General features: G+C 36.7%; 25 protein-coding genes and 2 tRNA genes. 16 read left to right on the forward strand and 11 right to left on the reverse strand.

Translation table 11 applies throughout. From position 1 onward, the window contains the following. Window positions 1-57: 57 nt before the first annotated feature. On the reverse strand, window positions 58-828 hold the full coding sequence (locus ELX58_RS04855) for a hypothetical protein (RefSeq protein ID WP_133442035.1): 771 nt from the start codon (window positions 826-828) through the stop codon (window positions 58-60). An 82-nt stretch (window positions 829-910) separates the two neighbouring features. Further along, entirely contained in the window at window positions 911-1414 is a 504-nt protein-coding gene (locus tag ELX58_RS04860) for a hypothetical protein (protein ID WP_133442036.1), read from the reverse strand. A 233-nt stretch (window positions 1415-1647) separates the two neighbouring features. On the opposite strand from ELX58_RS04860, the gene ELX58_RS04865 reads away from it, so the two are divergent. Beyond that, on the forward strand, window positions 1648-2136 hold the full coding sequence (locus ELX58_RS04865) for an aggregation-promoting factor C-terminal-like domain-containing protein (protein WP_133442037.1): 489 nt from the start codon (window positions 1648-1650) through the stop codon (window positions 2134-2136). 94 nt (window positions 2137-2230) lie between these two features. Here the strand turns inward: ELX58_RS04865 and ELX58_RS04870 are convergent, their stop codons facing one another. After that, window positions 2231-3115: an alpha/beta hydrolase gene (locus ELX58_RS04870; RefSeq protein ID WP_133442038.1), complete on the reverse strand. Its 885-nt coding sequence runs from the start codon at window positions 3113-3115 to the stop codon at window positions 2231-2233. Between the two features lie 159 nt (window positions 3116-3274). Between ELX58_RS04870 and ELX58_RS04875 the strand changes: the two genes are divergently transcribed. Both ELX58_RS04875 and ELX58_RS04880 read left to right on the forward strand, forming a co-directional pair. Further along, window positions 3275-3559: an HU family DNA-binding protein gene (locus ELX58_RS04875; protein WP_133442039.1), complete on the forward strand. Its 285-nt coding sequence runs from the start codon at window positions 3275-3277 to the stop codon at window positions 3557-3559. Window positions 3560-3776: 217 nt separating this feature from the next. Beyond that, complete coding sequence (locus ELX58_RS04880; protein WP_133442040.1) at window positions 3777-4667, forward strand: hypothetical protein; 891 nt, start codon at window positions 3777-3779, stop codon at window positions 4665-4667. Window positions 4668-4877: 210 nt separating this feature from the next. Here ELX58_RS04880 and ELX58_RS04885 read toward each other — a convergent pair whose 3' ends face one another. Further along, on the reverse strand, window positions 4878-6137 hold the full coding sequence (locus tag ELX58_RS04885) for a transposase (RefSeq protein WP_236747655.1): 1260 nt from the start codon (window positions 6135-6137) through the stop codon (window positions 4878-4880). Between the two features lie 96 nt (window positions 6138-6233). On the opposite strand from ELX58_RS04885, the gene tnpA reads away from it, so the two are divergent. Together tnpA and ELX58_RS04895 are read left to right on the forward strand one after the other, a co-directional pair. Further along, window positions 6234-6641, forward strand: a complete 408-nt coding sequence (gene tnpA, locus ELX58_RS04890) for an IS200/IS605 family transposase (protein WP_418620855.1) — start codon at window positions 6234-6236, stop codon at window positions 6639-6641. Between the two features lie 526 nt (window positions 6642-7167). Then, window positions 7168-8862 (forward strand): hypothetical protein, encoded by a 1695-nt coding sequence (locus ELX58_RS04895; protein WP_133442042.1) that lies wholly within the window; start codon window positions 7168-7170, stop codon window positions 8860-8862. An 82-nt stretch (window positions 8863-8944) separates the two neighbouring features. On the opposite strand, the gene ELX58_RS04900 is transcribed toward ELX58_RS04895, so the two are convergent. Next, window positions 8945-9184 (reverse strand): hypothetical protein, encoded by a 240-nt coding sequence (locus ELX58_RS04900; protein WP_133442043.1) that lies wholly within the window; start codon window positions 9182-9184, stop codon window positions 8945-8947. Window positions 9185-9224: 40 nt separating this feature from the next. On the opposite strand from ELX58_RS04900, the gene ELX58_RS04905 reads away from it, so the two are divergent. The 3 genes from ELX58_RS04905 (at window position 9225) to ELX58_RS04915 (ending at window position 15854) form a co-directional block, all read left to right on the forward strand. Beyond that, the gene (locus tag ELX58_RS04905) at window positions 9225-11069 is read left to right on the forward strand and encodes a BspA family leucine-rich repeat surface protein (protein WP_133442044.1); all 1845 of its coding nucleotides are present in this window, start codon (window positions 9225-9227) and stop codon (window positions 11067-11069) included. Continuing rightward, window positions 11008-15120 (forward strand): DUF5776 domain-containing protein, encoded by a 4113-nt coding sequence (locus ELX58_RS04910; protein WP_133442045.1) that lies wholly within the window; start codon window positions 11008-11010, stop codon window positions 15118-15120. Before ELX58_RS04905 ends, ELX58_RS04910 begins: the two co-directional genes overlap by 62 nt. Before the next feature lie 416 nt (window positions 15121-15536). Next, entirely contained in the window at window positions 15537-15854 is a 318-nt protein-coding gene (locus ELX58_RS04915; RefSeq protein ID WP_133442046.1) for a hypothetical protein, read from the forward strand. Between the two features lie 42 nt (window positions 15855-15896). Here ELX58_RS04915 and ELX58_RS04920 read toward each other — a convergent pair whose 3' ends face one another. Then, entirely contained in the window at window positions 15897-16181 is a 285-nt protein-coding gene (locus ELX58_RS04920) for a hypothetical protein (RefSeq protein WP_133442047.1), read from the reverse strand. A 364-nt stretch (window positions 16182-16545) separates the two neighbouring features. Here ELX58_RS04920 and ELX58_RS04925 point away from each other — a divergent pair, with 364 nt between their 5' ends. Both ELX58_RS04925 and ELX58_RS04930 read left to right on the forward strand, forming a co-directional pair. After that, complete coding sequence (locus tag ELX58_RS04925) at window positions 16546-16911, forward strand: hypothetical protein (protein ID WP_133442048.1); 366 nt, start codon at window positions 16546-16548, stop codon at window positions 16909-16911. A gap of 434 nt (window positions 16912-17345) precedes the next feature. After that, entirely contained in the window at window positions 17346-18518 is a 1173-nt protein-coding gene (locus tag ELX58_RS04930) for an aminotransferase class I/II-fold pyridoxal phosphate-dependent enzyme (RefSeq protein ID WP_236747656.1), read from the forward strand. 122 nt (window positions 18519-18640) lie between these two features. On the opposite strand, the gene ELX58_RS04935 is transcribed toward ELX58_RS04930, so the two are convergent. After that, window positions 18641-19180 carry a hypothetical protein gene (locus ELX58_RS04935; RefSeq protein ID WP_133442049.1) on the reverse strand — a complete coding sequence of 180 codons (540 nt, stop codon included), beginning with the start codon at window positions 19178-19180 and terminating at the stop codon, window positions 18641-18643. 314 nt (window positions 19181-19494) lie between these two features. On the opposite strand from ELX58_RS04935, the gene ELX58_RS04940 reads away from it, so the two are divergent. Continuing rightward, complete coding sequence (locus ELX58_RS04940; RefSeq protein ID WP_133442050.1) at window positions 19495-19941, forward strand: hypothetical protein; 447 nt, start codon at window positions 19495-19497, stop codon at window positions 19939-19941. Window positions 19942-20028: 87 nt separating this feature from the next. On the opposite strand, the gene ELX58_RS04945 is transcribed toward ELX58_RS04940, so the two are convergent. Beyond that, window positions 20029-20472: an MDR/zinc-dependent alcohol dehydrogenase-like family protein gene (locus ELX58_RS04945; RefSeq protein ID WP_133442051.1), complete on the reverse strand. Its 444-nt coding sequence runs from the start codon at window positions 20470-20472 to the stop codon at window positions 20029-20031. Between the two features lie 239 nt (window positions 20473-20711). On the opposite strand from ELX58_RS04945, the gene ELX58_RS04950 reads away from it, so the two are divergent. Next, window positions 20712-21662, forward strand: coding sequence for an L-lactate dehydrogenase (locus ELX58_RS04950; protein WP_133442052.1), 951 nt, complete (start codon window positions 20712-20714; stop codon window positions 21660-21662). A gap of 151 nt (window positions 21663-21813) precedes the next feature. Here the strand turns inward: ELX58_RS04950 and ELX58_RS04955 are convergent, their stop codons facing one another. The 3 genes from ELX58_RS04955 to ELX58_RS04965 form a co-directional block, all read right to left on the reverse strand. Next, window positions 21814-22053: a cytochrome b5 domain-containing protein gene (locus tag ELX58_RS04955; RefSeq protein WP_133442053.1), complete on the reverse strand. Its 240-nt coding sequence runs from the start codon at window positions 22051-22053 to the stop codon at window positions 21814-21816. A 93-nt stretch (window positions 22054-22146) separates the two neighbouring features. Next, a tRNA-Gln gene (locus tag ELX58_RS04960) sits at window positions 22147-22218 on the reverse strand. A 9-nt stretch (window positions 22219-22227) separates the two neighbouring features. Beyond that, window positions 22228-22301, reverse strand: a tRNA-His gene (locus tag ELX58_RS04965). Between the two features lie 142 nt (window positions 22302-22443). Here ELX58_RS04965 and ELX58_RS04970 point away from each other — a divergent pair. The 4 genes from ELX58_RS04970 to ELX58_RS04985 all read left to right on the forward strand — a co-directional run bounded on the left by ELX58_RS04970 (window position 22444) and on the right by ELX58_RS04985 (window position 25140). Then, entirely contained in the window at window positions 22444-22623 is a 180-nt protein-coding gene (locus ELX58_RS04970; protein WP_133442054.1) for a hypothetical protein, read from the forward strand. A 106-nt stretch (window positions 22624-22729) separates the two neighbouring features. Further along, entirely contained in the window at window positions 22730-23506 is a 777-nt protein-coding gene (proC, locus tag ELX58_RS04975) for a pyrroline-5-carboxylate reductase (protein WP_133442055.1), read from the forward strand. Between the two features lie 21 nt (window positions 23507-23527). Further along, window positions 23528-24112, forward strand: a complete 585-nt coding sequence (locus ELX58_RS04980; RefSeq protein ID WP_133442056.1) for a LemA family protein — start codon at window positions 23528-23530, stop codon at window positions 24110-24112. A gap of 65 nt (window positions 24113-24177) precedes the next feature. Further along, window positions 24178-25140: a M48 family metalloprotease gene (locus ELX58_RS04985; protein ID WP_133442057.1), complete on the forward strand. Its 963-nt coding sequence runs from the start codon at window positions 24178-24180 to the stop codon at window positions 25138-25140. Window positions 25141-25573: the final 433 nt, after the last annotated feature.

A 25573-nucleotide genomic window follows, 5' to 3' on the forward strand; every position in this document is an offset into this window, starting at 1 on the left:
TTTAGCGTAAATAAAAATCCTCACTAATTGTGTTAGTGGGGATTATGACTTTAGATATTATATGTTCTTACAAAAGGCCACGAAATCGATAACTATTAATGATGTCACGATATAAATTAAACCTAGGCCCAAGAACGTTAACCACATCACCGTTGCTTTCCATAATAGCGTGATCAATCCCGATGATAGTCCTAAGAACGCTACCAATATATAGATGATGATTAATAGACCGATCCAGTAGGGTAATCCTGAGTACACGTTTCGCATATCGTCGCTTGATAATCCGTATCCGGTGCTGGAAATCATGACAATTAAAATCAGATAAATGATTAGCTGCCAGCTAAAATTTCCGAAGGGATACATTACGTTAGTTAAAGCAAGCTTAAATGCACCTGATAAATTGTAAGCACCGCTGTAGTTGTACGTAGGAGTACTAAATAGGAAGCCATGAATCATCCATAACACTTCGGAACACACAAAACAGGGCGCTAAACCGGTGAAGAAGTTGCCTAATGATTCGTACAAATTACCAGCGTGCCAATAATGATTAACGTAGCCTAGGTTACCAGTATATTGGTAAGCTCTAGGTTCCAGTAGACTAAATTTTCCGATGCAATGCAGAAAAATACAAGCTGTAATTAGGTGGGCAAGTTCATGAATGATGACGCCTAATCCGCCAATCACGATCTGACTATTATTACCAAAATTATCGACTAGCCGTTGCTTAGTGTAATTACCTAGCAGTCTGAGAATTTCAGCAGTAACCAAGGGCATGATTACTAAGGCCAGGAGCATAAATATTATTAAGTGTCCATTAATGTAGTTCATTTTTGAGCCTCGATTGATAAGTAAAATTAAAAGGACAGTGATTAATATATCACTATCCTTTTAAAAGTTATTTAATAATCAATTAAAATTCGCTATTTATTACTTTAAAGTTGTAAGAATAGCCTTTACGAGAGTAATTATCATTCATTAAACGGCGGCCTAAATTACTGGAGAATTTCATGTAAGTACGGCGGCCATGCTTGTATACGGTGATACTACCATGACCTTGTCCAGCAACGCTTATAACGTGTCCAGTAATTAGATAGGTATTTTCATTAAGTTTTCTAGTTCTAACGTTACTTAATCCAAACGGGTCTGAGCCACCTTTTGGCATTAACGTTGCCGATGAACGATTTAGGTTAACTAAGTTTCTTTCGTCATGACGAATGTGGCCACGGATGTATTTATAGGAAGCGTAATGACCTCTGATTGCGGCAGGGATACCACGGTAACTAGCGTGATAGACACGATGCGTACGTCGGTGTCGAGCGTTAACGACGTTATTATTACTTGAAGCAACACCCACGCTGGCTAACATAAGTGCAGCAACGGATCCCGTTAAGATTCTTTTCAATGTTTTATTCATTAATTTTGCCTTCCTTATGAATATTTCACCTAAAATATACCATTTGACGAGCACCATGTTAATAGGGATTATCCACTTTTTTGGCTTATTATTACGTTCATTTAATATAGCGTCATGCTTCTGTAACACTCTCATAATCACTCTTTAATATCCGTCCTCTAATATAACAATTGTCAGGTTGATCGAGAGGTCAACAAATTGAAAGCAATCGTTATTCAGAAAGGAATTACTTTATGAGTTCTTTACTTAATAAAAAATCTAGTAAATCATTCGTCTTCTATTTAGTTTATACCGTCTTAATTACCGGTCTATTATTCATCGGTGTGTCTGGTAATATTCATGCCGATACCGCCACTAGTCATCAGGCTAGTAATACTCAGTACAAAAACCAGAATAAGACTGAATTAATCCAGAAGACCACTCATAAAGCTAAGGCCAATAAAAAGGCTAATAACTGGTTCAATGATGGCTTAAGTAAACGTAACTTAAAGGCTCGTGCCTGGGTTGCTTGGCACGAAAGCCGAGACGAATGGAACGTTTTAAGTTACGGTGGCCGTTGTATTGGTTACTTCCAAATGGATCCTGCTTACTTAGGTAAGCGTCATGGTCACGTTAATTTAAATCATAAACATCAGGTTAAAGTTGCTGATGCATATGCTAAGTCCCGTTACGGTTCTTGGGTCAACGCCAAAAAGTTCTGGCAGGCTCATCACTGGTACTAATTAATTCGTTAATCAATTAGATTTCCTTAATCTCATAAATAGAAAAAGAAGTCGTGATGCTTTTATACATCACGACTTCTTTTTTGTATAAACGTTATTGCAACAGATTCTTCAAAAACTTAATTGCCGTCTGGATACAATCCTGGCTAACCTGTTGCTTAAAGGTGAAAATCTGAAAATCATGCGGTAATTGATGATCTTTATCACCGTATTCTTTGTATTCATGCTTAACGTGACGTTTATTTAAGAGCTGATTCATCTTTTGGTTTTGACCCAACATCCAATCTTGGTTAGCAGACGTAATGAAAACGGGTGGTAAGTCATTAGTGATATATTTATACGCATTCATTAGCGGTTCATGTAACTTCATAACGTCAGGTAAATAATAGGTACTCATTAAATCATCAATTAGTCCGGTGGTATCCTTAGGAAAGTAAACACCTGAATGCCAAATGCCGCCCAGGATATTAATTCCTGATAATTTAAAATTACACTTCCGAGCAAATTCTGGATTACTGTATAAAACAAGTAACTGTTCAGCTAAAGTAGCACCCGAACTATCACCAATAATGAAGACGCGACTTAAATCAAAGCCATATTGCTGATGGTGTAAGATGCACCATCTGATCACCGTCATAATGTCATCCCACGCTGACGGATACGGATATTCAGGAGCTAGCCGATAATCAAAGTTGACTACGGCAAAGCCTTTTTGAGCAAATTTCATACAATAGTACTGGTAGTGTTCTTTACACGAATAGATACAGGCACCACCGTGAATATTAATGATTAACGGGATCGTTTTATTCATGTCCTTAGTCGGTCGGTAAACGTCCAGCAAATTATATTTCGTGTTAGTCCCATATAATAGGTTGTCATAACGGATGATTCCTTTGGGATGCTTATCTAAGCCTTCGTTATTGGCGTCTTCCGTCTTTTCCCAACTGGATCTAACTTGATTGATCTTATTGATGTCCACGTTAACACTCCTCAAAATTAATTCAGTTTCCAGTATATCGTTCGAGATTTCACAACCAAAATAGAGTGCTTCGAAACGTAAATATGCCCATCGAATAGGAACTAAGATTTGAATTCTGCCAAATAGGTTGCTATTATAACCACTCAGGAGGGTTTAATAATGAAATATTTAAATAAGACTGCCGTTGTTGACAGTATGGTTAAGAAAACTGGTTTAACTAAGAAAGATGCCACTGCCGCATTAAGTGCTTTCGTTAGCACCGTTTCCGATGCCTTAGCTAAGAAGCAGGGTGTTCGTTTAATCGGCTTTGGTTCATTCAAGGTTAACCATCGTGCTGCTCGTAAGGGTCGTAACCCACAAACTGGTAAGCCATTACAGATTCCAGCACGTGACGTTCCAGCATTTAAGGCTGGCATGGGCTTAAAGAACGCTGTTAATAAATAATCGTTTATGAAATAAGCTATATCTAGTGATGAGCGTTGATATTAATGTATCAACGCCTTTTTTGTATACAAAATACAATCTAAGTCTGTTATTTATAATGAAGTGCTTGGTAATTTATTGCGGAATAGTTCCTGGGCAAGTTGCTACCATTCAGGATAATTCTTAAATATAATGAAAACACTAATGAGTTATTTTGAAATAAAAGGTCTTAATATCCATGAACGAACCAAGTAAATTATTCTTATTATTTCTTAAATCAATTAATGCCCAGAAATTACTTTACGGTAGTCATACCTGGCAAAAAGAATTTTATGTCTTCTCGATTATGACGTGGGATGCTAAATATCATATGTCCAGCGCTAAAGTGGGTACACCTAAACAAATTCTGAATATCTTAAAACGGGACGTTCAGAATGAAGCGTTCTTCAGTAATTCTAAAGATGCAAGCCTTAGGAATGGCGCAACCAAAGTATTACCAAGTGAAAAACAAGATGTAGATGAATTAAAAAAGTCTGATCCCACTAATTTATGGGTGATAAGTTTTAATGATGAGCATATCGGGCCCAGTGAATTACACGAATTCAATCATCAAGATTTAGTGGAATATGAGATTTATCTTCGTAAACTGCAAAAAGAAAAAGCTAAGATAGCTAGACCCAAGCCAGAATCAACTAAACTGAATCTGCCAACTCAAATTTACAATAAATTAATTAATATTGTCAGAGATCGAATCCCAAATGATCATTTAATTGACTGCCAAGATACGTCGGTTGGTGCAATTAACGACTTAATTCTAGGCTGTCAGCGTTACATTAAATATTACCAGAAACGCCAGATTAGACGGACATTGTATGATTATACGAACGTCAACATTGAATTATACGGACTCCAGCATATTCTAATGTGTTTAAAACGTTTAAATCACGCTCGGGTTCAAAATATTTACGAAGTCAACTGGAAAGCGTTAACCATTAAACCGTTAACGATTAACGATTTAAAGCATTATCTAAATCTTAATGATGATACTGTCCACAAATTTATTCAATGGATTCATGGTTCTAAAGTGGCTAAACAAGATGTGATGACTAATTTAAGTAGATTTAACTGAATAATATAATATACAAATAGGCGTTGATATTAATTTATCAACGTCTTTTTTGTGCATTGTTAGCATGAGACACATTTTTCAATAATGTCTCATAAAAGCATTCTTCACAAGCTTTGCTTTATCGCTAAATTTACTTACATGAACTACTCGGCACTAAAGTACCGAGTTTCTAACTCAGCACCCTAAGTCTGTTCTTGGGAACGCCCGTGCTTATTCAGTACACAACTGTAGCGAAGTGTATTGAACAGAGGTAGAGTTGTTTGCCATGGCTTGTTCCAAGCCTAAATGCAGTATGTTAATACTGGCGTTCACATCTCTGTCTTGTTTAGTATGGCAATACGGACAAACAAAGCTACGAATGTTTAATGGCTTAGCACCCGTATTTTTGCCACAAGTATGACAAATTCTACTAGTATTCTTAGGATTAACTAACTCTAGATGCTTGCCATACCATGCACACTTATAAGTCAGTAATGTCCTAAATCGATACCATGAAGCACAAGCGATGGCTCGAGCTAACTTGTGGTTATGTTGCATATCGGAGACCTTTAGGTCTTCAATTGCTATGAAATCATAGTGCTTAACTAGCCATGTGGTTAAAAATTGTAAGTAATTGACTCGCTGATTTCTAATGTGATGATTAATTTTGGCTACTTCGTGTTTAGCTTTCTGATAGTTATGATATTCAACTAATGTCTTAACGTGATGGTTAGGCATCTTCTTTTGGAGATGTTTATTATATCTAATATCTTTGATTGCGCCATGTCTACGACGTGCTGACTTAATTTGCCACTTATGCTTTTTAGCTTCATTTGCTTTACTGTAATACTTAAAATTCCATTTCATGCCATTCGACAAAATAGCTAGGTCATCTAGTCCTACATCGATTCCGATTGCTTGGTCGGTCTTAGGTAATTGTACTTGGCTTTCGTACTCAACCGTAAGACTAGCCGAGTAATCTCCCGTGGAATCGTGCGTGACTGTGACTTGCTTGATTTTACCGACTAATGGCTCATTGAAACGGACTCTGATATATCCTAATTTAGCTAATTTCAACACATGACTTTTGCCAATCTGCTTAGGGATACTAGTAGTCCGATAGGACTGCTTGAAGTATTTCCGAGATTTGAACTTCGGAGCTTTAGCTCGATGCTGAAACAGGTTCTGATAAGATTGATACAAAATGCCTAATTCGCACTGCAGTGAACGGCTGTCCGAATATGCGAGCCATTTATATTTCTTTTTTAATGACTTTAATTGGTTGTATAAGTCATACTTACGAGGAAACTTGAGTGGCTTAGGAATCGCTTTCTTAGCCATCTTATAGAGCTTCGCTCTATTCCATTTGCCTTTTTCAATCGCTAGAAAATGATTCCAAACAAAACGGATATCACCGAACTGCTGACTAAGCCATGCCCGCTGGTCATGGTTAGGATATAATTTTGCTTTAATTCCTTTAGTGATTAACATTATTTCACCTCCTCAATACACTTATATTATACCACATATGACTACAAATGTATTGGCTATAATGCTATTATGAATAGTATATAGTAGCTGATGTATATGTTAGTTAGAAATCGTACCAATGTGCATAATCTGAATTATCATTTAGTTTGGATTACTAAATATCGTAAAATGGTCTTTACTACTAAAGACCTGCGGTATGCTATGAAACGGATTATCCAATTTATTGCTGACAGTCACCATATCGTAATTCAAAAGATGGAAATCCTACCAGACCACATTCATATTCTGGTTAGTTTTCCGCCAGCTTACGCTGTATCTTCTGTGATTAAGACTTTTAAAGGCTTATCAGCTAGAATATGGTTCCAGCATTTTCCAGAGACTAAGAAAAAGCTATGGGGCGGGCACTTGTGGTCGCCCACATTCTATGCTGGCACCGTTGGTGATATGTCTAGAAAAACGATTGAAAAATATATCAATAATCAATTAATCAATTATAAACGTTAAAAAGCCGTTGCTTAACGGTCATTCATCTCGGCACTAAAGTACCGAGTATTCTGACCCGCAACGGCAAATTAGATAAAGTATATAATTATTATATGGCACATTTAATTTAAAATAAGCTTAAATTTGTCGATTTCGCCGATTGTACTTTAAGAGTTGAATAAGTAAATTGATTAAGGTACTTTTAATAATTCATTGCTATAATTAAATTTAATATTTAGTGAGAGTTTACTTCTAAAAGGAGTAAGCTCTTTTATTTTGCTAAAAATTAGAGAAATAAATGAAAATTTTATTGTAAGCGGATCAATCCCGCTATGAAAAATATAGTAAAGGCTTACATTAAGTAAGAAAGGTATTTACATTATTAAAATTTAGTGCTTTAATAAGGTCGTAACTGTATATAGGAGAGAAGAAAACAATTTTGTGAATATCATTTTTAAATATCCATTAAATTGTAATTAAGTTAACTAAATTAACTGTTTAATATATATAAGTATGAGAAAAGCATTTGTTAAAGAGGCGTTTTTAAATGTTATATAACAAGAAACAGTTTAGGAAGGCCAATGATAAAAAGGTCTTACACAAGATTGGTAAACATTGGGTAACCGTATCGGTTGCTATGTTAGCTATGTTGGGTGTAGGTGCTGCTATTAATACGGGCTCAGTCTCTCATGTTGAAACGGCAACGGCCGAAGCTCAGCCATCGATCGAAAAACAAGCTAAAGCTTTATTAGGTAATTTAGAAATTCATGCGGCACATGCGGATGCTACTAATTCCCAGTCTAATTCAGCTAATCAGCAAGCTAAAGCACCAGCATCAGCTACTGATAAAGAATTACAATCAGTATCTAATAGTGCTTTAAATAATGTGAGTTCAGCTTCTAGTTCTGCACCAAAGAGTGTAAGTTCAAGTGCATACGCAAAATCATCGAATGATAGTACTTCTAATACGAAATCGAATAATGTCTCAGATGGTGGTAAACCTGCAACAAATAGTGACAATACTCCAGATAATTTAACCAATAAAGATGAAGCCTGGAAAAAACAGGGCGTTGTTTCAAATAAGCCTAATGCTGCTATGCAGAAGTATTTGAATTCACCAGCTGGTAAAGCTGGTGCTGAAGTTCTAAGTTCTGAAGTTAACCAGGTTAAGAAGCATGCTGGAGAGAACGGTAGTCAGTCTAATGCTACTATGAATACATTTAATGTTCCAAATAATAATAAGGCTTGGAACTATGTAATGAATAGACAGAATTTATCGGCACAAGTATCAGATTCTATTTACCTTACTTATAAGGGTAAGGTAGTTCCTGCTTATTATAATAATAACGCATTATACGATAGTAAAGGATCGTCTGATGACCCTGATAAGGGAGCTAATAAATTCATTTCATTACTAACGGCTATCGAAAATGTAGAGGTATCAGATATTAATGAGCTCCTTCCTTCCGGTGATACCGTAACTAGCGATGCTATAAATAAAGAGCAATCAAATAATACTAATCTTCAATCTGCTTTGGGTGATTTGAGTGATGGTAATACTTATCCTTATAATTATGGCCAACTTAATATCACTATTCCATTAGCAACGTATAATAATGCACCAAAGCCACCAAAAACTAAAGTACCATCAGATAAAGATTTTATTAACTATGTTGATCAATCAGGTAATGTGATTATGCCATTATATAAACAATCTGACGGTGGCCCCATAAATAAGTCTGATGCTGCCTTAAAAATGGCTTTCAATAATGGCGAATTAGCAACCTTACTTGATGACATGAACACTTTTAATAGCAGTGATCCTAAACCTGCTTTTAGTTCTGAAATAAAGACTCTGCAAGATGCAGGCGTTTTCCCTAAGAACTATACCACTACGGCAAGTGATTTAAATAATGCTATCTCTAAATTACACATCAAGAGTATAAGTAACTCAGGTTATATAGATCTTAATCCGATTTCCTTCGGTTCTATTAAAGTGAATATTCCAGTATTTAAGACATATACAGGCACTGTTACATTTAAAGATGTTACAAATGATGACAAGGTATTAACTGGCAGCACCAGTGATACTCAAACATTTTCTGATTTACCAAGTGATACAAGTAATGGAACTAATGTAAATGTTACTTTACCAAAGGGCTATGTATTATCGAATAATCCTAAGAAGAATCAAACAACCGTTAACTTTACTTCTAATACAAAAATCAAACCATTGAGGTAAAGCCAGGACTTTCCACTGCAACTGATTTTATTCATTTTGTTGATGCATCAGATAACAAAACTGTTGGATCATTAATCTCAGATCAAACAGGTAATACAAATTCTGATGACAGTAAAATAATTAATGCTATAAAGAACTCTAGCTCAATATCTGCTTTTTTAGGAGATACTGGTAGTATCTTTTCACATCCATCAGATTGGAAAGCCGAATCTGCTAAGTTACAGCGTGATGGCATTTTACCAGATAAATATGAAATTAAAGCTGAAAACCTAAAGCCAGCTAATACGACTTTATCTGATTTACAAACAAAAGCATCTAACAACGATGAATCCGTTTATGGTAAAATTCAAGTTATTATTCCTGTGGAAGCATATCATGCCTTACCATATACCGGTAAAATTACTTTTAAAGTTCAAGGTAGCGATGGCATGAGCGACACCACTTTAGGAAGTGAACAATTCCGTAATTTAAAGGGCAATGTTACTGAAAATGCTGATCAGATTAAGTCAAATTTGTCACAACAAACAAAAAACGCATTAAACGGATACACATTACCATCTAGTGGCGTTAGCTTTAATAGTGATTATGTCTTTTCTGCAAATCAAAGTGACAATCAAACCGTCTATGTTACTAGTCCAGTAACAACTGTTCATTTTAATGATATTTATGGTAATTCTGATGGAGTTGATACGCCTAGTGGTATATCCACACCGTTACCATCGGACCAACATCTCACAGGTGTAATTGGTAAATCTAAAGATGTCAATATAAGCAATAACAATTGGCAAATTGTTGATGGACAAGGGCATCCAGTTACTACTTCTATATCAGAAGCTATCCAAACCAAACCCCATACAGTAAATTTAGATGTTGCACCTGTCTGGGATGGTATGACTTACGATTATAATAAGAATAATAATTCTATTGTATTTACAAGTACTCCGTACGGTACGATTAGTGATAATAATTCTGATGGCTTTTTGTCGCATGATATGAATACACCATTCCCTGTAAGTCTCTTAAAGTCAATTGAATTTAAGTCAGATGTTTCCTTTAATGGCGTTTCAGACCTATCATTTAATAACTTTTCTGATTTACAAACTGTTAAATTTGATAATGTTAAAGATGCCTCAGATATTAAGACGATGTCTGGTATGTTTTATAGTGATCCAAGTTTACAATCTGTAGAATTTAATGGGTTAAATACGACTGGTTTAACGGATATGCATCAAATGTTCTATAATGACCCAAGTTTAAATTCTGTAAACTTTGATTTAAATACAAAAAATGTAACTAATATGCAGAATGTATTCTATGAACCAAATGGTACTACTTGGCAATCTAATGATTTACACATGCTAAATGCAATTAAATTTGGCCCTAATTTTAGTACGGCTGAAGCTAATACGACGGATTTCTTCTCATCAGATCATGCTGGTTATATTAAAGTTGGTATAACCAATCCTTCAGTAACGGATTTACGTGGTGCAAATCATCAATATAATCCAGGCAAAACATTTTATAACGTTATTTCGGATAAGATGGCACCAACAAGTTATACTGATCCAAGAACTCATATAACACATACATGGAAAACATATAAAGATTTTTATACAACTACAAATCCATGGGTGTCTAAAGATCAACAACTAGTACAAGTAGATTATCCTGGATCATCATATACTCCAAATATGTATTGGTTTACTAATCAATCAAATCCAAAGTCTACTTTATCAGAAACTATAAATTATAAACAAGGCAATACCCTTATTACTAGCAAGACGTTTAAATATGCAGGGACCTCAGATTTTAATTATTCTGTTCCATATTTAAACATGTTACTACAGTTTGTAAAACCAAATGCATATGTTCGTAATACAAAACCGGTAACTGGTAAATTTACTGTTAATGGGCAAACCGATGTTCAGATTGGTGTTAATCCTACAACACCTGCTGGTAAGGGGGACATTGCTGTTTACTTTGTAGTACCTGTATCTGTTAGTCAACCAACTGCATCTGATGCAAAGTCATCAGATGGTAAGTATATTAAATCATCAGATGGTAAGTATTATAAGATTGTATCCAATGGTATGCTATATGGAGCAGATAAGTCTGATAATCCTAACACACCGAGTGGCACGTCATTTGATATTAATTATGCTACTCGTACTATTAGTGGTGAACAATCCAGTACCACTAGCAACTAAGAAATATTTACAAAATTCAGCTAATTATAATGAATTTATTCCAGCTGGATATACTTTAGATGTGTCTAATTTAAGCACCCCATTACCAACTGTTGGTAAAGTACCTACTTATTATACAAATAAGACTCAAAATGTATATGTTGTGGTTAATCCTATAGTTCATACAGCCATGGTTAAATATTGGTATTATGATGTTGATTCGCAAGGTAAGCTTAAGCCTAAGTTACTTAAATCTGATAGTGTTAACTTAGACCAACTAAAGAGTGAATTGCAAAAAAATGCTGTAACACATGTAAATAAATCAGATGGGACTACTTATACTACTTATCAGCGTTATGAGTTCCCTGTTCATAATGCTGACGGGACAACGACAGAATGGTTATTACCCGCTGGTGGTGGATCCGATGACAGTGCTAATGATTACCCAAGTGATGTTAGTGATGCTGCATCACCAACAGGCAAGACACCTAATCCATATCAGCCAAATTCTGTTGGTGGTGTCTTTCCTGACATTGAAAATATTGAAACTGAAGAAAATAATCATTTTACACCTGGAAGTAAAAATGGTACTCCAACAACGCCAACATTAAACATTTATGGTGAAAAATTAGGTACTGTTAATTTTGAATTTGTTACTCCGTCACAAAATGGTGGGTCAGATGTTGTATTAACACCTACTATTCCATCAGATATAAATCGTTCTGATTTATCTGTTAATCCAAAAACGGGTATCATTTCAAGCACTGGTGTTATTGGTACCAGCCATGCACTAGATGGTAATGCTTATGATATTGATGGGACGTTGACACCATTTATGCCCAAAAATTATGCCACGTCAGATATATTCTATAATTCTCATCATTATGCATTAGATCATTACATTACTAATAGATCAGATGTAACATTTGATAAGAATGATACTGATTCTAGTCAGCCTGCTGATAGTACATTTGACTATACTGAACATCCGCAGCTTGTAAAAGTACAAGTTACTAATTTAGATCATTATCGTAGTACGATCTTTGTTAAGGTTATGGATGGTAAGAATAACATTGCCACTTATGATCCACAAAATCAATGGGATCAGAAGTTTGATATTGCTCCATATATGGCTGATGTTCTTGCTTCACCAGACTATACGTATGACAACACCGAATATGTAGAACCTAGTGGTAAGAAAGTCACATATGGCAATAACAATATGTACTTTACTAACAGTAATCAGACAATCGTTATTAATGTGCACCATAATCCATATAATGGGACGATAAAACTGATGCATAATGGTCAGCAAGTTGGTTCTGACTTTACGTTTAATGGCTTAAGTGGTGATAGTGATACACCTGAAACTGTTCAGATCCCTAGTGATTATAAAGTTGCTAAAGGTTCTTCAGCTCATGTGGTACTTAATGTATCTAATCCTACACAAGTTGTTAACTTAACGAAGCTATATACTGGAACTATCAAATTAGTTGATAGTGCTACTCATAAGCAAGTTGGGTCTGATCAAGTATTCCCTGATTTACCAAGTGATAGGACGACTACAGAACCAGTTACATTACCAAGTGGTTATCAGTTAGCTCCAACTAATCCAGGATTGACTGCACCTAATACAGCATTAATTAACTTTACTGCTAAGACTACTAGCCCTGTTGTTGTAAATGTTGTAAAGAATTCATCAAGTAGTACTACAACACCAACTACGTATCCAGCAAAGATCGTATTTATGGATAATGGTACACAAGTTGGTAGTGATAATTATGGTGAACTGAGCAGTAAATATTCATCTACTAGATTAGTTACCCCACCAAGTGGTTACACCTTAGCTAATAGCTCTGATAGTATTATTAACTTCAGTGTAAATAAGAAAACTATTCCGGTTGATGTTAACCAGATTACTAACTACACAGGAATTATTAAGTTAATTGATAATGCTGGTAACCAAGTTGGCTCAGACCAGACGTTTACTAACTTACCAGTTGGTAATTTATATGAAGGTCGTAAATCAGGTAAGGAAACAACAACTGCAGAAACGGCACAGTTACCAAGTGATTATCAATTAGCTTCACCAAGTACTACGGCATTAGTCAAATTTGACTTTGATCAATCAACGGCAGTGGTTCATGTTGCACCAAAATCAAAGTCCAGTACGTCAACAACACCTTCAACATATACTGGGACTGTTGACTTCATGGATAATGGTACACAAGTTGGTACACAAAGCATTTCTGGATTATCTGGTAATGTATCAAAACCTGCAAGTGCATTAACTTTGCCAAGTGGAGATGATTTAGTTGATCCAGCAGCTATCGTAAGTTTTACACCAAATAATGCGATGGCAACTGTTAATGTATACAACCAAAGTGAAGCCACTGATGCCACTAGTTATACCGGCATTATCAAATTAATTAATAATAATACTGGTGCGCAAGTTGGCTCTGATCAGGTATTTCCTAACTTATCAACAAATGATAATATGACTGAAATGGCTAGTATTCCTAGTGATTATCAGTTAACTCCTGGATTCAATGCGAGTGTTACCTTTAACTCAAAACAGGGTGGCACTGATACCCAAGAAGTTAAAGTTGTACCATTACGCACTACAATCACGGTTTATTATGAAGATAGTATGAATGGCTTCCCAATTTATCCAGCTGGATTCCACCAAGGTTATAAAGGCCAGAAGTTCAATTTACAATTGTTCTTAAATGGTATTCCAAGTGATTACTACACAACACCTGTAGATACTATTTGGACGCCAAATAATAAGCCTGTTAGTGATTTTGATGAACAGAATCATACAGTCTATGTCAAATTCCAGATGCGTAAGGGAACCATCAACATAATTTATGTTAATGCTAATGATCCAAGTAATGTAATAAGTCGTACATCTGTTATTGCACCAGTATCAACGTTTACTCCGGATGGAACTGGCAGATATCCAACACCATTTGATGTGACTAAGTATGAATCTGGTTCAGATTTACCAAGTGGTTATGAATTTGCTGGTAAAGTTATTAATAATACGTATCAGTTTAATAAAGGTACGCAAACGGTTGATGTCTATGTAAAGGCTGTTCCACAGCCAGCACCGTATGTTCCTGCACCAACTACCCCAGCTACTCCAGCTCCGCAAACTCATACAACTAAACCTGTTGCACAAGGAACGGAAACTAACTTAGGTGATCCTGTTCAGTATAATGCTGGAACACGTAGTGATCCTGATATGGTTACTTATAAAGGTAAACAGTATCCAGTTCATTATGCTAATGGCATGAGTACGATTACCGTTAAGGTTCGTGTTCCTGTACGTAATAAACGTGGCAAAGTCGTTAAGAGACATGGCAAACCAGTTTACCGGTACAAGAGCAAGATCGTATCGACTAGTTTACCTGTACCGCACACGATGACACCGAATACGATTCGTGCCGTTGATCAAATTGACTTTGATAAGCCTGCTAAGCATGTTTGGACTTCTAGAGGTTTAGATAACGCTTTGAAGGCCGCTGCTCCTGGTGAAATTGTAAGTTACTACGGCCATAAGTTTGCTAGAGTCAGTGTGCCAAATCATTTCCGTTACTTCTGGATAACTAAGGACACTTTAGCTCACTTACACATGACTAATATTGGTAATACTCGTAAGTTTGTTCAAGCTTTAAAGTCACATCACTTATTGACGATCTTTATTAACCGGATTTACGTAGCACATACTAAGAAAGCTAACTACGTTCGTTATGAGATTAAGCTTAATCATCATTATTACATGGTAACCGCTCGTGATGACTACGTACCGAATGCTTACTGGCAGAAGAGCGACTTTAATGCTAAACGTGCTCACGCGGTTCGTGTAACTCATGAATGTGAGATGTACACAAGTCAACGTTATGGCAAGAAGACATTGATCAAGCCAATTCATGTTGGCACCGTATTACATGTCAAGAAGGTTATCTTCATTGGTAAGCATGGCAAGAGTTTTGAACAAACTCGTCTGTTACTAACGAATGGCAAATACGTAACTGCTAACAAGAACTTCGTTCAGATTATGAAATAAATTAAGAATTAAGATTTGATTAGAACTCGTTTCTGAAAAGAAGCGGGTTCTTTTTGTTTGTGAAGCGTATTATGTCCCAACTTGGATGATTATTTATAATTCTTAACCTTTGAATTAAATGTGGATTATTTTATTCGCTTTTATGCTGATTTCGTATTGAAGATTAATTATTAATATTATATAGTATAGGCGTTATATAACATACTATGCCCGTAAACGTAATATATTATATTTGTATACTTGTACAGAAAAAGCTTCAAAATAAATTATTTATTTTGAAGCTTTTTTGTGTTCTAATTTAATAACATTATGTGATTTACAAATGTTTATTCCTAATTAGGAATGGCCTTTTAGTTTTGATGTTCTTAGAAAGCATGCTACATTATACTTAAATTATTGATAGAAACGTGATCTAAATGCAACTCGATAAACAACCAATTATTAATGAATTAATGCAAACTCACAAATTTGGTAAAGTAACGTTTAACCGTGCTAAAGGTAAAAACAAGTGGAGCGTCTACTTGCGGCCGAAATCCGATACAAAGGGGGTTCATTTTCACATCAGCTACGTTGACGGGGGCTTCATGAGCCAGGACGAATTTCAATTACCGCATAAATCATACTTTAATTATGGTGTGGATCAACCCAGATTAACACCCGTTAAGACACCTATGGATGCCATTCGACAGGTTGCTGGCCTGCTCAATAGTGGTTATAAGGTCAGAAAATTATAGTAAACAAAATGGGGATGCTATTTAGCATCCCCATTTTTAGTATTAAATTTCACCCAGTAACGAGCGTTGTAAAAAGGCTGTAAGTACTACGTCATCTAAAGTTAACTGCCGATAAGATCGGCCGATCAATTGATGATTCAAATGATGTTCCTGAATAACAAAAAATTGTTGGGTCTTTGGAATTGACTGATTGAGTTGATCACCCATGATACTGGCATCAATTGGATCCAAGCGATTTACGTAGTTACGGCTCAGAATATAATTATCGTTACCGAGATGATATTTATACGTAGGCGTATGCTTAACAATTGACGCTAAGCTCTGCATCCATTGTTGCGGTGTCAGATTAGGTGTGGATTTATCTAATTCACTTAGAAGCTGGTTAAGTTGTTGTGCTTTAGTGATAATAAGTATCAGTCCTTCTTTTCCATAATTCTAAGACGGTATTTAATGTAGCATAAATTAAAACTGGCGGCTATGTTGATTTTTAGGATTGTTGAGTGGATTGACTAACTTGGGCTTTTAGTGAAAGTATGTGAAATTTTGGTATTAAATTAGTGTCGAGTGCAATGGACTTTTTCTAGTTATTGTGAAATTGACTTTTTGAATTAATTGAAATAAATTTTAATAATTTTTATTTATATTCGTGATATCTTAAAATTGAATTTGTTAACTTAGAGGAGATGCCGATATGCAACAGGATGCAGCAATTTTTGACGTGATCATTAAGCGAGCGATGTCCAATACCCAGGGATGCATTAATAATTTAACGGATATTAACCGAGCCACCAGCGTTGGTGAAAAGGCTTGGCACGTTCATAAGTATACAGAGCCGTTAGCGACCGATCGAATGAATTTAGAAGAAGACCTACAATTAATTTCGAGCGTTGCTTCCGACATGAACGTTAAGATCTTTGGTAATGACCAGGATTATCAACAGTTAGACAAAATTATTCGGGCTTGGTCCAGCATTGATTGGGCTAACATCAAGCACGCTAGTATCGTGCCGTTTAAGAACATTAAGAAATACCTAAAGCAAATTGAAATCCATTTGTGAAATGTGAAATTGAATAATCTAAATTAAATTCCAGTTAATTAGACATAGTTCTCTAATTAACGGGAATTTTTGTCATTTTTAGACACAAGACCACTTGCTTTTTGTAACCAAATGATTATCATTAAAAGTGAACATAATAATATTATATAAATTATATGTTTCTAATAAGTAAATAAATGATTATTTATAGACAGGACGAGAGAAATGCTGATGTTATTTAATAACTTTATGAATTTAAAGGATGAAATTAACTGGCAATCCTGTTTGATCCTAGAACTGAAAGATGAAGCAGGAGAATTAGATTGATGTCGATGTCATGAATCCATATCAAATGAGATTTAGGCATTGGCAAAGAATTTTTGCCATGCCTTTTTATTTATTATCCGTTTGATAATGGATGACCTTTGAATGATTGTGTAGGAAGGAAAATCATTATGGATATGTCTAAACGAATGAATAACTTTGCTAAATCATTAAGTACTGAAGATCCAATTGATGCGATGACGGCAGAATTTAACAAGATTCCTGGGATGATCACGTTAACCATTGGCGAACCAAACTTTAACACGCCCGAACACATTAAGAAGGCCGCCATTAAAGCGATTGAAGATAACCATAGTCATTATCCAGACGTTCAGGGGGTTCCAGCATTAAGAAAAGCTACTGCGGACTTTATGCACGATAAATACGGCTTAAGTTATGATCCTAAAACGCAGGTCTTAGTTACTTTAGGTGTTACTGAAGCTATTCATGCAGTCTTTGCGTCGATCATTAATCCTGGTGATGATGTCATCATTCCAACTCCGGCATATCCATTCTATAAACCAAATGCTCAAGCCGTTGGCGCCCACGTAGTTGAAATTGATACGTCTAAAGATAATTTCGTCCTAACACCACAACGATTAGAGGCAACGTTGAAACAGTATCCACACGCCAAAGCCTTAGTATTGAACTATCCAAACAATCCGGTTGGCAATGTCTACAGTAAAGATCAGTTGACCGGTCTAGCTAAAGTTATTAAAAAGTACGGCATCTTCTGTGTTTGTGACGAAATTTACAGTGAATTAAGTTACGATAGTAAGCACGTTTCGATGGGCAACATCATCCCCGATCAGGCCATCGTTATGAACGGTGCCTCGAAATCATTCGCCATGACCGGTTGGCGAATTGGTTTAGTCTTTGGTCCCGCTCCGGTAATTCGGCAGATGAACGCCTTGAATTCATTTTTTACAAATGGAATTACCACTTGTGCTCAATACGCCGCAGCTGAAGGCTTTAAGAACGGCCGTGATGATGGCTTAAAGATGCGTGACGTTTACAAGAAGCGCCGTGACATCTTACGAGCCGGTCTAGATAAGGCTGGTTTTACCAGTCCAGAACCTGGTGGTGCTTTCTACATCTTCGCTAAAATCCCGAGTCAGTTCAACCAGAACAGTTTACAGTTCGCTAAGCAATTAGCTAAGGAAGCTCGAGTTGGCGCCATGCCGGGCTCGACCTTTGGCCCCGGTGGGGAAGGTCATTTACGGTTCTCTTATGCTACCAGCACTGATAACATCAGGACCGCCGTTAAACGAATCCAGAAGTTTGTTAAATATCATCAGAAATAATCGATTGATTTAAGTTTAGTTAAGCACGTCTCCTAAATAAAAAGCGTCATCATAATTATTAGTTGATCAAAAGACGAATAATTATGATGGCGTTTTTTAAGTATCTTAGCATTTACTGATTTTTAAAATGGTAGATTGTCTTCAGAGATTGGAATTGGCTGATGACCAACATCTTTGTCACCATTATTGATCCATTTCTTCATGTGATTAATTTTAGCTTGATGACGTTTTGGATAGGTCTGGCGGTAGTGATTAAGTTCTAAATTGACTAAGAAGACACGGGTCCCGAGTTGATATTTACGGGCTTGTTCGTAGCACATCTGTAAAGTGTCAAAGAACCATTCGTTAGCGTAATGGGTCGTAACATAAGTATCCGCATGATTACGTCGACTAGTGTCCAGACTAATGTTAATGTTGTAACGGTCAGTACCGATGACGTTCCACGTGTAGTAATAACGATTATGGCCAATCGAATTTGGTGAGATTTCAAGTGCTTCAAGAACGTAAGGATTAAGAAAATTTAAATTGGCGTTATGCACGACTTCCTGAAAGACGATCCGTTGATGATGACATTTATCCATCAGGAGATTATATTGTGTTAGTAATTGATGCTCATTACTATATATAGTTTTTACATCGTTATCATTAGTCCAATTTTCCATGCAAAACACCGCTTTCTGTATTTTTATCATAGCTGATTTAATAGTAACTTGGTAGTAGCACAGGTAGTCCAGGTAGAGTGTAACAACACTATATTTGGCATTAGTTATAAATTATATATAGTATGGTGATTAGATTACTTTGTTACATTCTTTGTAACAGAACGTAAATTTATTAGTAACGTTAGATTGTTCTAATCATTGATGTAGTAGTACATACAAAGAATTTAAATTAATTTTAAAATTCGCTTGACTTATTACAGATGTAACACTAATATTACAGATGTAATGAGAAACGGGAAGTGAACAATATGTTTATGAAAAAGAATTTAATTAAAAAAATTTCAATGGTTGTAGCCAGCTTGGCTTTGATCATTCCGTTAGCTTCTGTTAACGAAGCTTCAGTAAGTGCTCACCGTGTACATCACGCTAGAGTCGTTCGGGTTATGAAACGTAACAACAAGCGGGCTCATAAACATGTTGCGAAAGGGATGCGTTTAGGCGCAGCTGCTGCTTATAACGTTCGTGTTAACAAGGCTTTAAACCAGTTCCCAAAGAATAAAGTTTATAACCAGGGCTTCAATGATGCCTTAAATGCTAAGGTTAACCACAGATTAGCTCACAACGCTAATTACGAAAAAGGTTACTTACAGATCATCGCTTTAGATAATTACACAGACCCAATGGGCAAACAGCTTCCAAAGCACTTAAGCAAGAGTGCTTTAAAGAGTGCTGCCGTTTATTACCAGGGTTGCATTTTATAAATTAAGTTAAAAAGAATATCACATATAAAAACATCTGATAATCGTTAATTGATTATCAGATGTTTTTTGTCGTTATCGTAAAGTAATTTACTTTTTATTGTGTTCACGTTTCGTCTCTTCACCAATGATATTGAGCATCGCTTGCTGGGCACTCATGTGATCTTTCTTGTGAGCACTAATGTTGAATTGCTTCATGGCTTCTGGATTCTTTTTTGAAGCCTGCTTAAATAAATTATTAAGCTGATTGGTGATTGGATTAGCGACTTTGGCGTAGCCGACTAACGGTTTCATGGCTTTTTGGACCTGCTTGAAAGTTGACTGGTTATGTTTGTTATCAACGATAAAGTCGTCCTTGCTGTCTAAGCCTTTAATTAATTTAGCAATCTGTTTAGCATTAGCATCTTTTTGATCGGATTTACCAGCAATCGCCATCTTAAGTTTGTTTTTAATATCGGTAAAGCTCATTAATTTATTGATTTGAAAGTTATTCATGCTGACCTGTAAACGTTGCCAGCTGAGTTTATTAGTCATATTTTAATCAATCCTTTTAACATTAAGCATTATGTTGATTATACAGTGTTAGCCACAATTAAATCAATAACCCAATTAGTTAGTAGTAATTCTCTGAATAGAATCAGTAAAAAGACACAAACGATGTAGGAAACCAAAAGAATATCTAACGCCTTGTTAACTATAGTTAAGAATGAAAGGCGGATAGATATAGAAATCGTAAAAATAATACATATTATTTGTTTGAAAGGAGTAATATTATGATTAAGCCACGTAAAGTAGTCTTAGTTGGTGATGGTGCCGTTGGTTCTTCATATGCATACGCAATGATGAACCGAGGCCTTGGTGAAGAATTCCCAATCATTGATATCGTCAAAAACAAAGTTAAGGGTGATGTCATGGACTTAGAAGATGCCCAGGTCTTCACTGAACCTAAACACGTTTATTTCGGCACCTATAAAGATTGCAAAGATGCTGATATCGTTGTAATCACCGCCGGAACTCCTCAAAAGAAGGGTGAAACCCGTTTAGCTTTAGTTAGCCGTAACATGCACATCGTAGCTTCGATTGTTAAACCAGTTGTTCAATCTGGATTCAAAGGAATCTTCGTTGTTTCCGCTAACCCGGTTGATATTATTACCGCTGCAGTTCAGAAGTTATCTGGCTGGCCAAAGAACAAAGTCATTGGTACTGGTACTTCCTTAGATACCACCCGTCTTCAGGTTGCCTTAGGTAAGAAGTTACATTTAAACCCACAGAGCATTAACGCCTACATTATGGGTGAACATGGTGACTCTGAATTCGCTGACTTAGCCGAAGCTTCCGCTGGTAACCGTCCATTATTGAGCATGATCAAAGAAGCCGGCATCAGCAAAGATGAACTGACGAAATTAGTTGCTAAGGTTCGTAACAAGGCCTACTACATAATTAATGCCAAAGGTGCTACCTACTATGGTGTTGCCGAAGCTTTGACCCGAATTTGTCAAGCCGTTCTTAAGAACGAAAACACCATTTTACCAACCGATGCACCTTTGAATGGTGAATACGGTTTGAAAGACGTTTACATTGGTTCGCCAACCGTGATTAACGCTTCAGGAATTGCTAAAGTCATTCAGGTTCCTTTGAATGACCAAGAAGAAACTCTAATGAAGAAGTCTGCCGCAACCTTACGTAAAGTTGCTAAGAAGGGCATGGATTCATTAAAGAAGTAATCTGATCAATAATCCTGAAATTTTCTTGACCATCAGCTAAACATCATTATTAAATCCCTTACGTTAGTTAAATAACATAGGGGATTTAATTTTATGTCGTTACAAAAGGCCCGCTATTGAATAGCGAGCCATTTATTAATAATTATTAATCTTATTTATTCGGCTTAACTAATGTGCCAACGCACTTTAACCATTTTAAGACCTTAGTCTTATGCGGGGCGTGCTGAATGGCTTCGCTTAAGTCCGTTCCTGGCTTATGGCCATGGTGACTGCCCGTAGCCCATTGTTTAACGTGGGTGACGTCATAGATCTTGCCATTAACGGCAACGTACATTTCAGGTTTGTCTTTACCGTTGTAATGCTTTAATTGAGCGGGGGTTAAACGTAACATATAAAAGCTCCTTTAATCGTTAATAGTATTACATCTTAAAATTAGGCAAAAAGAAAAGCCAGTCAAAAGACTGACTTACTTTAAAATAACCAATTGGGCTAGCTGGGTTCGAACCAGCGCATCTCGGGATCAAAACCCGATGCCTTACCACTTGGCTATAGCCCAATAACAAAGGGCCGTGTGTGGGACTCGAACCCACGCGTGCACGGGCCACAACCGTGTGTGTTGACCAACTTCACCAACACAGCCATAATGTTATCAGCGATATCTCGTTGACATTTATTATCTTACCGCATCTACAGTATTTGTCAAATCAGGGCAATCCGCAATTTATAAATTCATGGGTTCGTAGTATTATTAGGGTAGCTGAATAAATAGAAAGGGATTTAAATGCAAGATCCAAAATTTACCTCACAAAGTTTATTAGCAATTGCGTTTGTAATGTGGGTTTTAACCGCATTATTCTGGCTCATTTATCTTTATAAGAGTCATAACGGAATTATTTTACCCATCGTCATCACCATCTTTGCGGTATGCACTACGGGAATGTATTTAAACGAAACTAAGTAATATGTTTTGATAAATTGATGCATGCATATTAACATACTAAGTACGTGTTTATCACAAATTTTAATCGGATAAGAATTTCAACTTGAATTAAGGAGTCGAATTTTTTATGAAAATCGGTATTCTCGGTGTCGGTAACATGGGCAAGGCCATCATTGAAGGTCTTAAAAACGTGTACGACGCTAAAGATATCTACGCAATGAATCCAGTTAATCCAAAGGTAGCGGCTTTTCAATCTAAGATTGGTTTTAATTTATACAGCCAATATGTAGATTTAGAAAAGAACCATTTGGATGTTTTGATCGTAACAACACCTGCTCCGATTACGGTTCAGATTTTAAGTCACTTTACTGATTTATCATCTGACACCATTATTATTTCGGCAGCAGCTGGTGTTAAGATCGTTTCGCTTAAACAGGCATTACCGAATAACCCGATCGCTGAGATTATTCCTAATATCCCGGTAACGGTTAATCGTGGGACAATTGGTGCCACCCTAAGTGATTTAACCGAAAAACAGCAGGAAGTCACCGTGAAGTTACTCAGTTCGTTGGGTGACGTCATTCCGGTTCACGAATATCAGTTGCCGATCATCGGCACTTTAAGTGGTTGTGGTCCGGCATTTGTTGATGTCTTCATGGATGCCATGGGGGATGCGGCCGTTGAAAACGGCTTGAACCGTCACATTGCTCATAAGGTCATCGCTAGCATGGTTGCCGGTAGTGGTAGCATGCTTTATCAGTCTAACCATGGCCCAGCCTATTTAAAGGACTTGGTTACTTCTCCTGGTGGCTCTACCATTAAAGGTGTCAACATGCTGGAACGCTGTAATTTCCGCCGAGCGGTCATTGACGCCGTTAATAAAGCAAATGACTATAATCGATAATTTATTTTGAGGTGATTAATCATGGTAATTGGAATTATTATTGCCATCGTAGTAATTATTATTTTAGCCTGGGTCCTAATCTATAACCGATTAGTTCATGCTCAGACCGATACGGATAACGCCTGGAGCCAGATCGATGTTCAGCTTCAGCGACGTAACGATTTAATTCCTAACTTAGTCAACACCGTTAAGGGTTACGCTAATTATGAAAGTAATACCTTACAAAAGGTTATTAAGTATCGTGGTCAGATGGTTCACATCGATCCAAATAGCAGTAAATCAGGTGTTACTCGTCAGCAGATGATGAACATCAGTAATCAGTTGACCGGTGCTTTAAAGAGTTTATTCGCCGTTAGTGAACGTTACCCAGATTTAAAAGCTAACGAAAACTTTAAGCAGTTAATGGCTGAATTAACCAACACTGAAAACAAAATTGCTTATGCTCGTCAGCTATACAATCAAGTCATTGCTCGTTACAACGCTATGATCCGGACTTTCCCGAACAACTTAGTTGCTGGTAGTAAATTTACTAAACGTGACTACTTAAAGGCTCCGGAAAGCGCTAAAGCCGTTCCGAACGTTCATTTCGGTGACTTCAAGAATTAAACTAATTACAGAATAAAACTAGGTCGTAGTGATGGCTACGGCTTTTCTTTTTAGGAAGTGATATCGTGCTATTTGATCAGATTCGATCCAATAAACGTAAGACCGTCTTGATCATGATCTGTTTTTTACTAATCGTTGATCTTTTCGGAGGCCTCGTTGGCTGGTTCGTCGGTGCTAACTCTGGTGAAGGGAGTACCGGAATCGTTCAGACGATTATTAAGGCTTGCCTTTGGACATTCGTGATTTGCGTCATTTACATTCTCATCATGATGAGTCAGTCGATTAACGTTGTGATGGCGATGAACCACGGTCAGGAGATCAAGAGTGAGAAGCAAGCACCGGTCTTGTGGAATGCTGTTTCGAACATGGCAATTGCCGCTAATTTACCGATGCCAAGGGTCTTCATTATTAAGGATCCATCACCCAACGCGTTTTCGACCGGTAATAGCCCCAAAAATTCGGCAATCGGAGCCACGACGGGGCTATTGAATATGATGGACCAGTACGAAGTCGAAGGCGTTATCGGCCACGAAATGAGCCATATTAAAGACCGTGATACCGAAGTTGAAACGGTTGGGGTTGCTTTGACCGCTTTATTTGCTTTTCTAGGTGGCTTCCTTTGGCGAATTACCTGGGATGCCAGCTGGTTTGACTGGGGTGACGATGACGATCGGGATGACAATGATAGTCATGGTGTCTTGATCGTGATTGGGCTTGGTTTGGCCGTCCTTAGTTGGATCTGTTCCGGTTTGAGTTACTTAGGTCAAATGGCTTTATCTCGAAACCGAGAATACTTAGCCGACGCCGGTAGTGTTGATTTAACCCGTAATCCGGACGAAATCATTCGAGCTTTAAAAGCTTTAAGGCATCGACCGTCGATGAAAGCGGCTAACCCTGCCAGTAATTCGTTATTCATCGTTAATCCGCATAAGCCGAAACATCATTGGTCAATCGCCAATCTCTTTGATACTCATCCACCGTTGGATAAAAGGATCGAACGATTGGAACGCATGAAGTACCAGGAGTGATTTAATCAAATAGTAAGTAAAAAATACTCGATAGTTATCGGATGTTAAATCTAATGATTATCGAGTATTTTTATTCTTCTCTTATCGGAATTTCTCTTAAAAACAAATTTTATAGAGAGATTAACTATCTATTTTTATTTAATTTTCATAGCTGGTTCATTGAGTCTGAAATGTTGGTGATTACTTTTTCAACGTGATTTGTGTTGTCTGTCTTATTATGAGGATTACTAAGGCCTAACAGGTCGTCTGCCAAATTTTCAGCGGACAGCATATAGCTGAACGGTTTCTTGATCATAAATAGGGCAACAACAATGAGTAATAAGAATCCAGCCAGCATAATTTCCACGATTAATCAATCCTTTCAGAAGGTCTTTTAATTATATGGCCTTATTATATCAATATAAATTAACTTTATCATTATATTTTGCTAAAT

The organism is Acetilactobacillus jinshanensis (genome assembly GCF_004359375.1).
Taxonomy (GTDB): domain Bacteria; phylum Bacillota; class Bacilli; order Lactobacillales; family Lactobacillaceae; genus Acetilactobacillus; species Acetilactobacillus jinshanensis.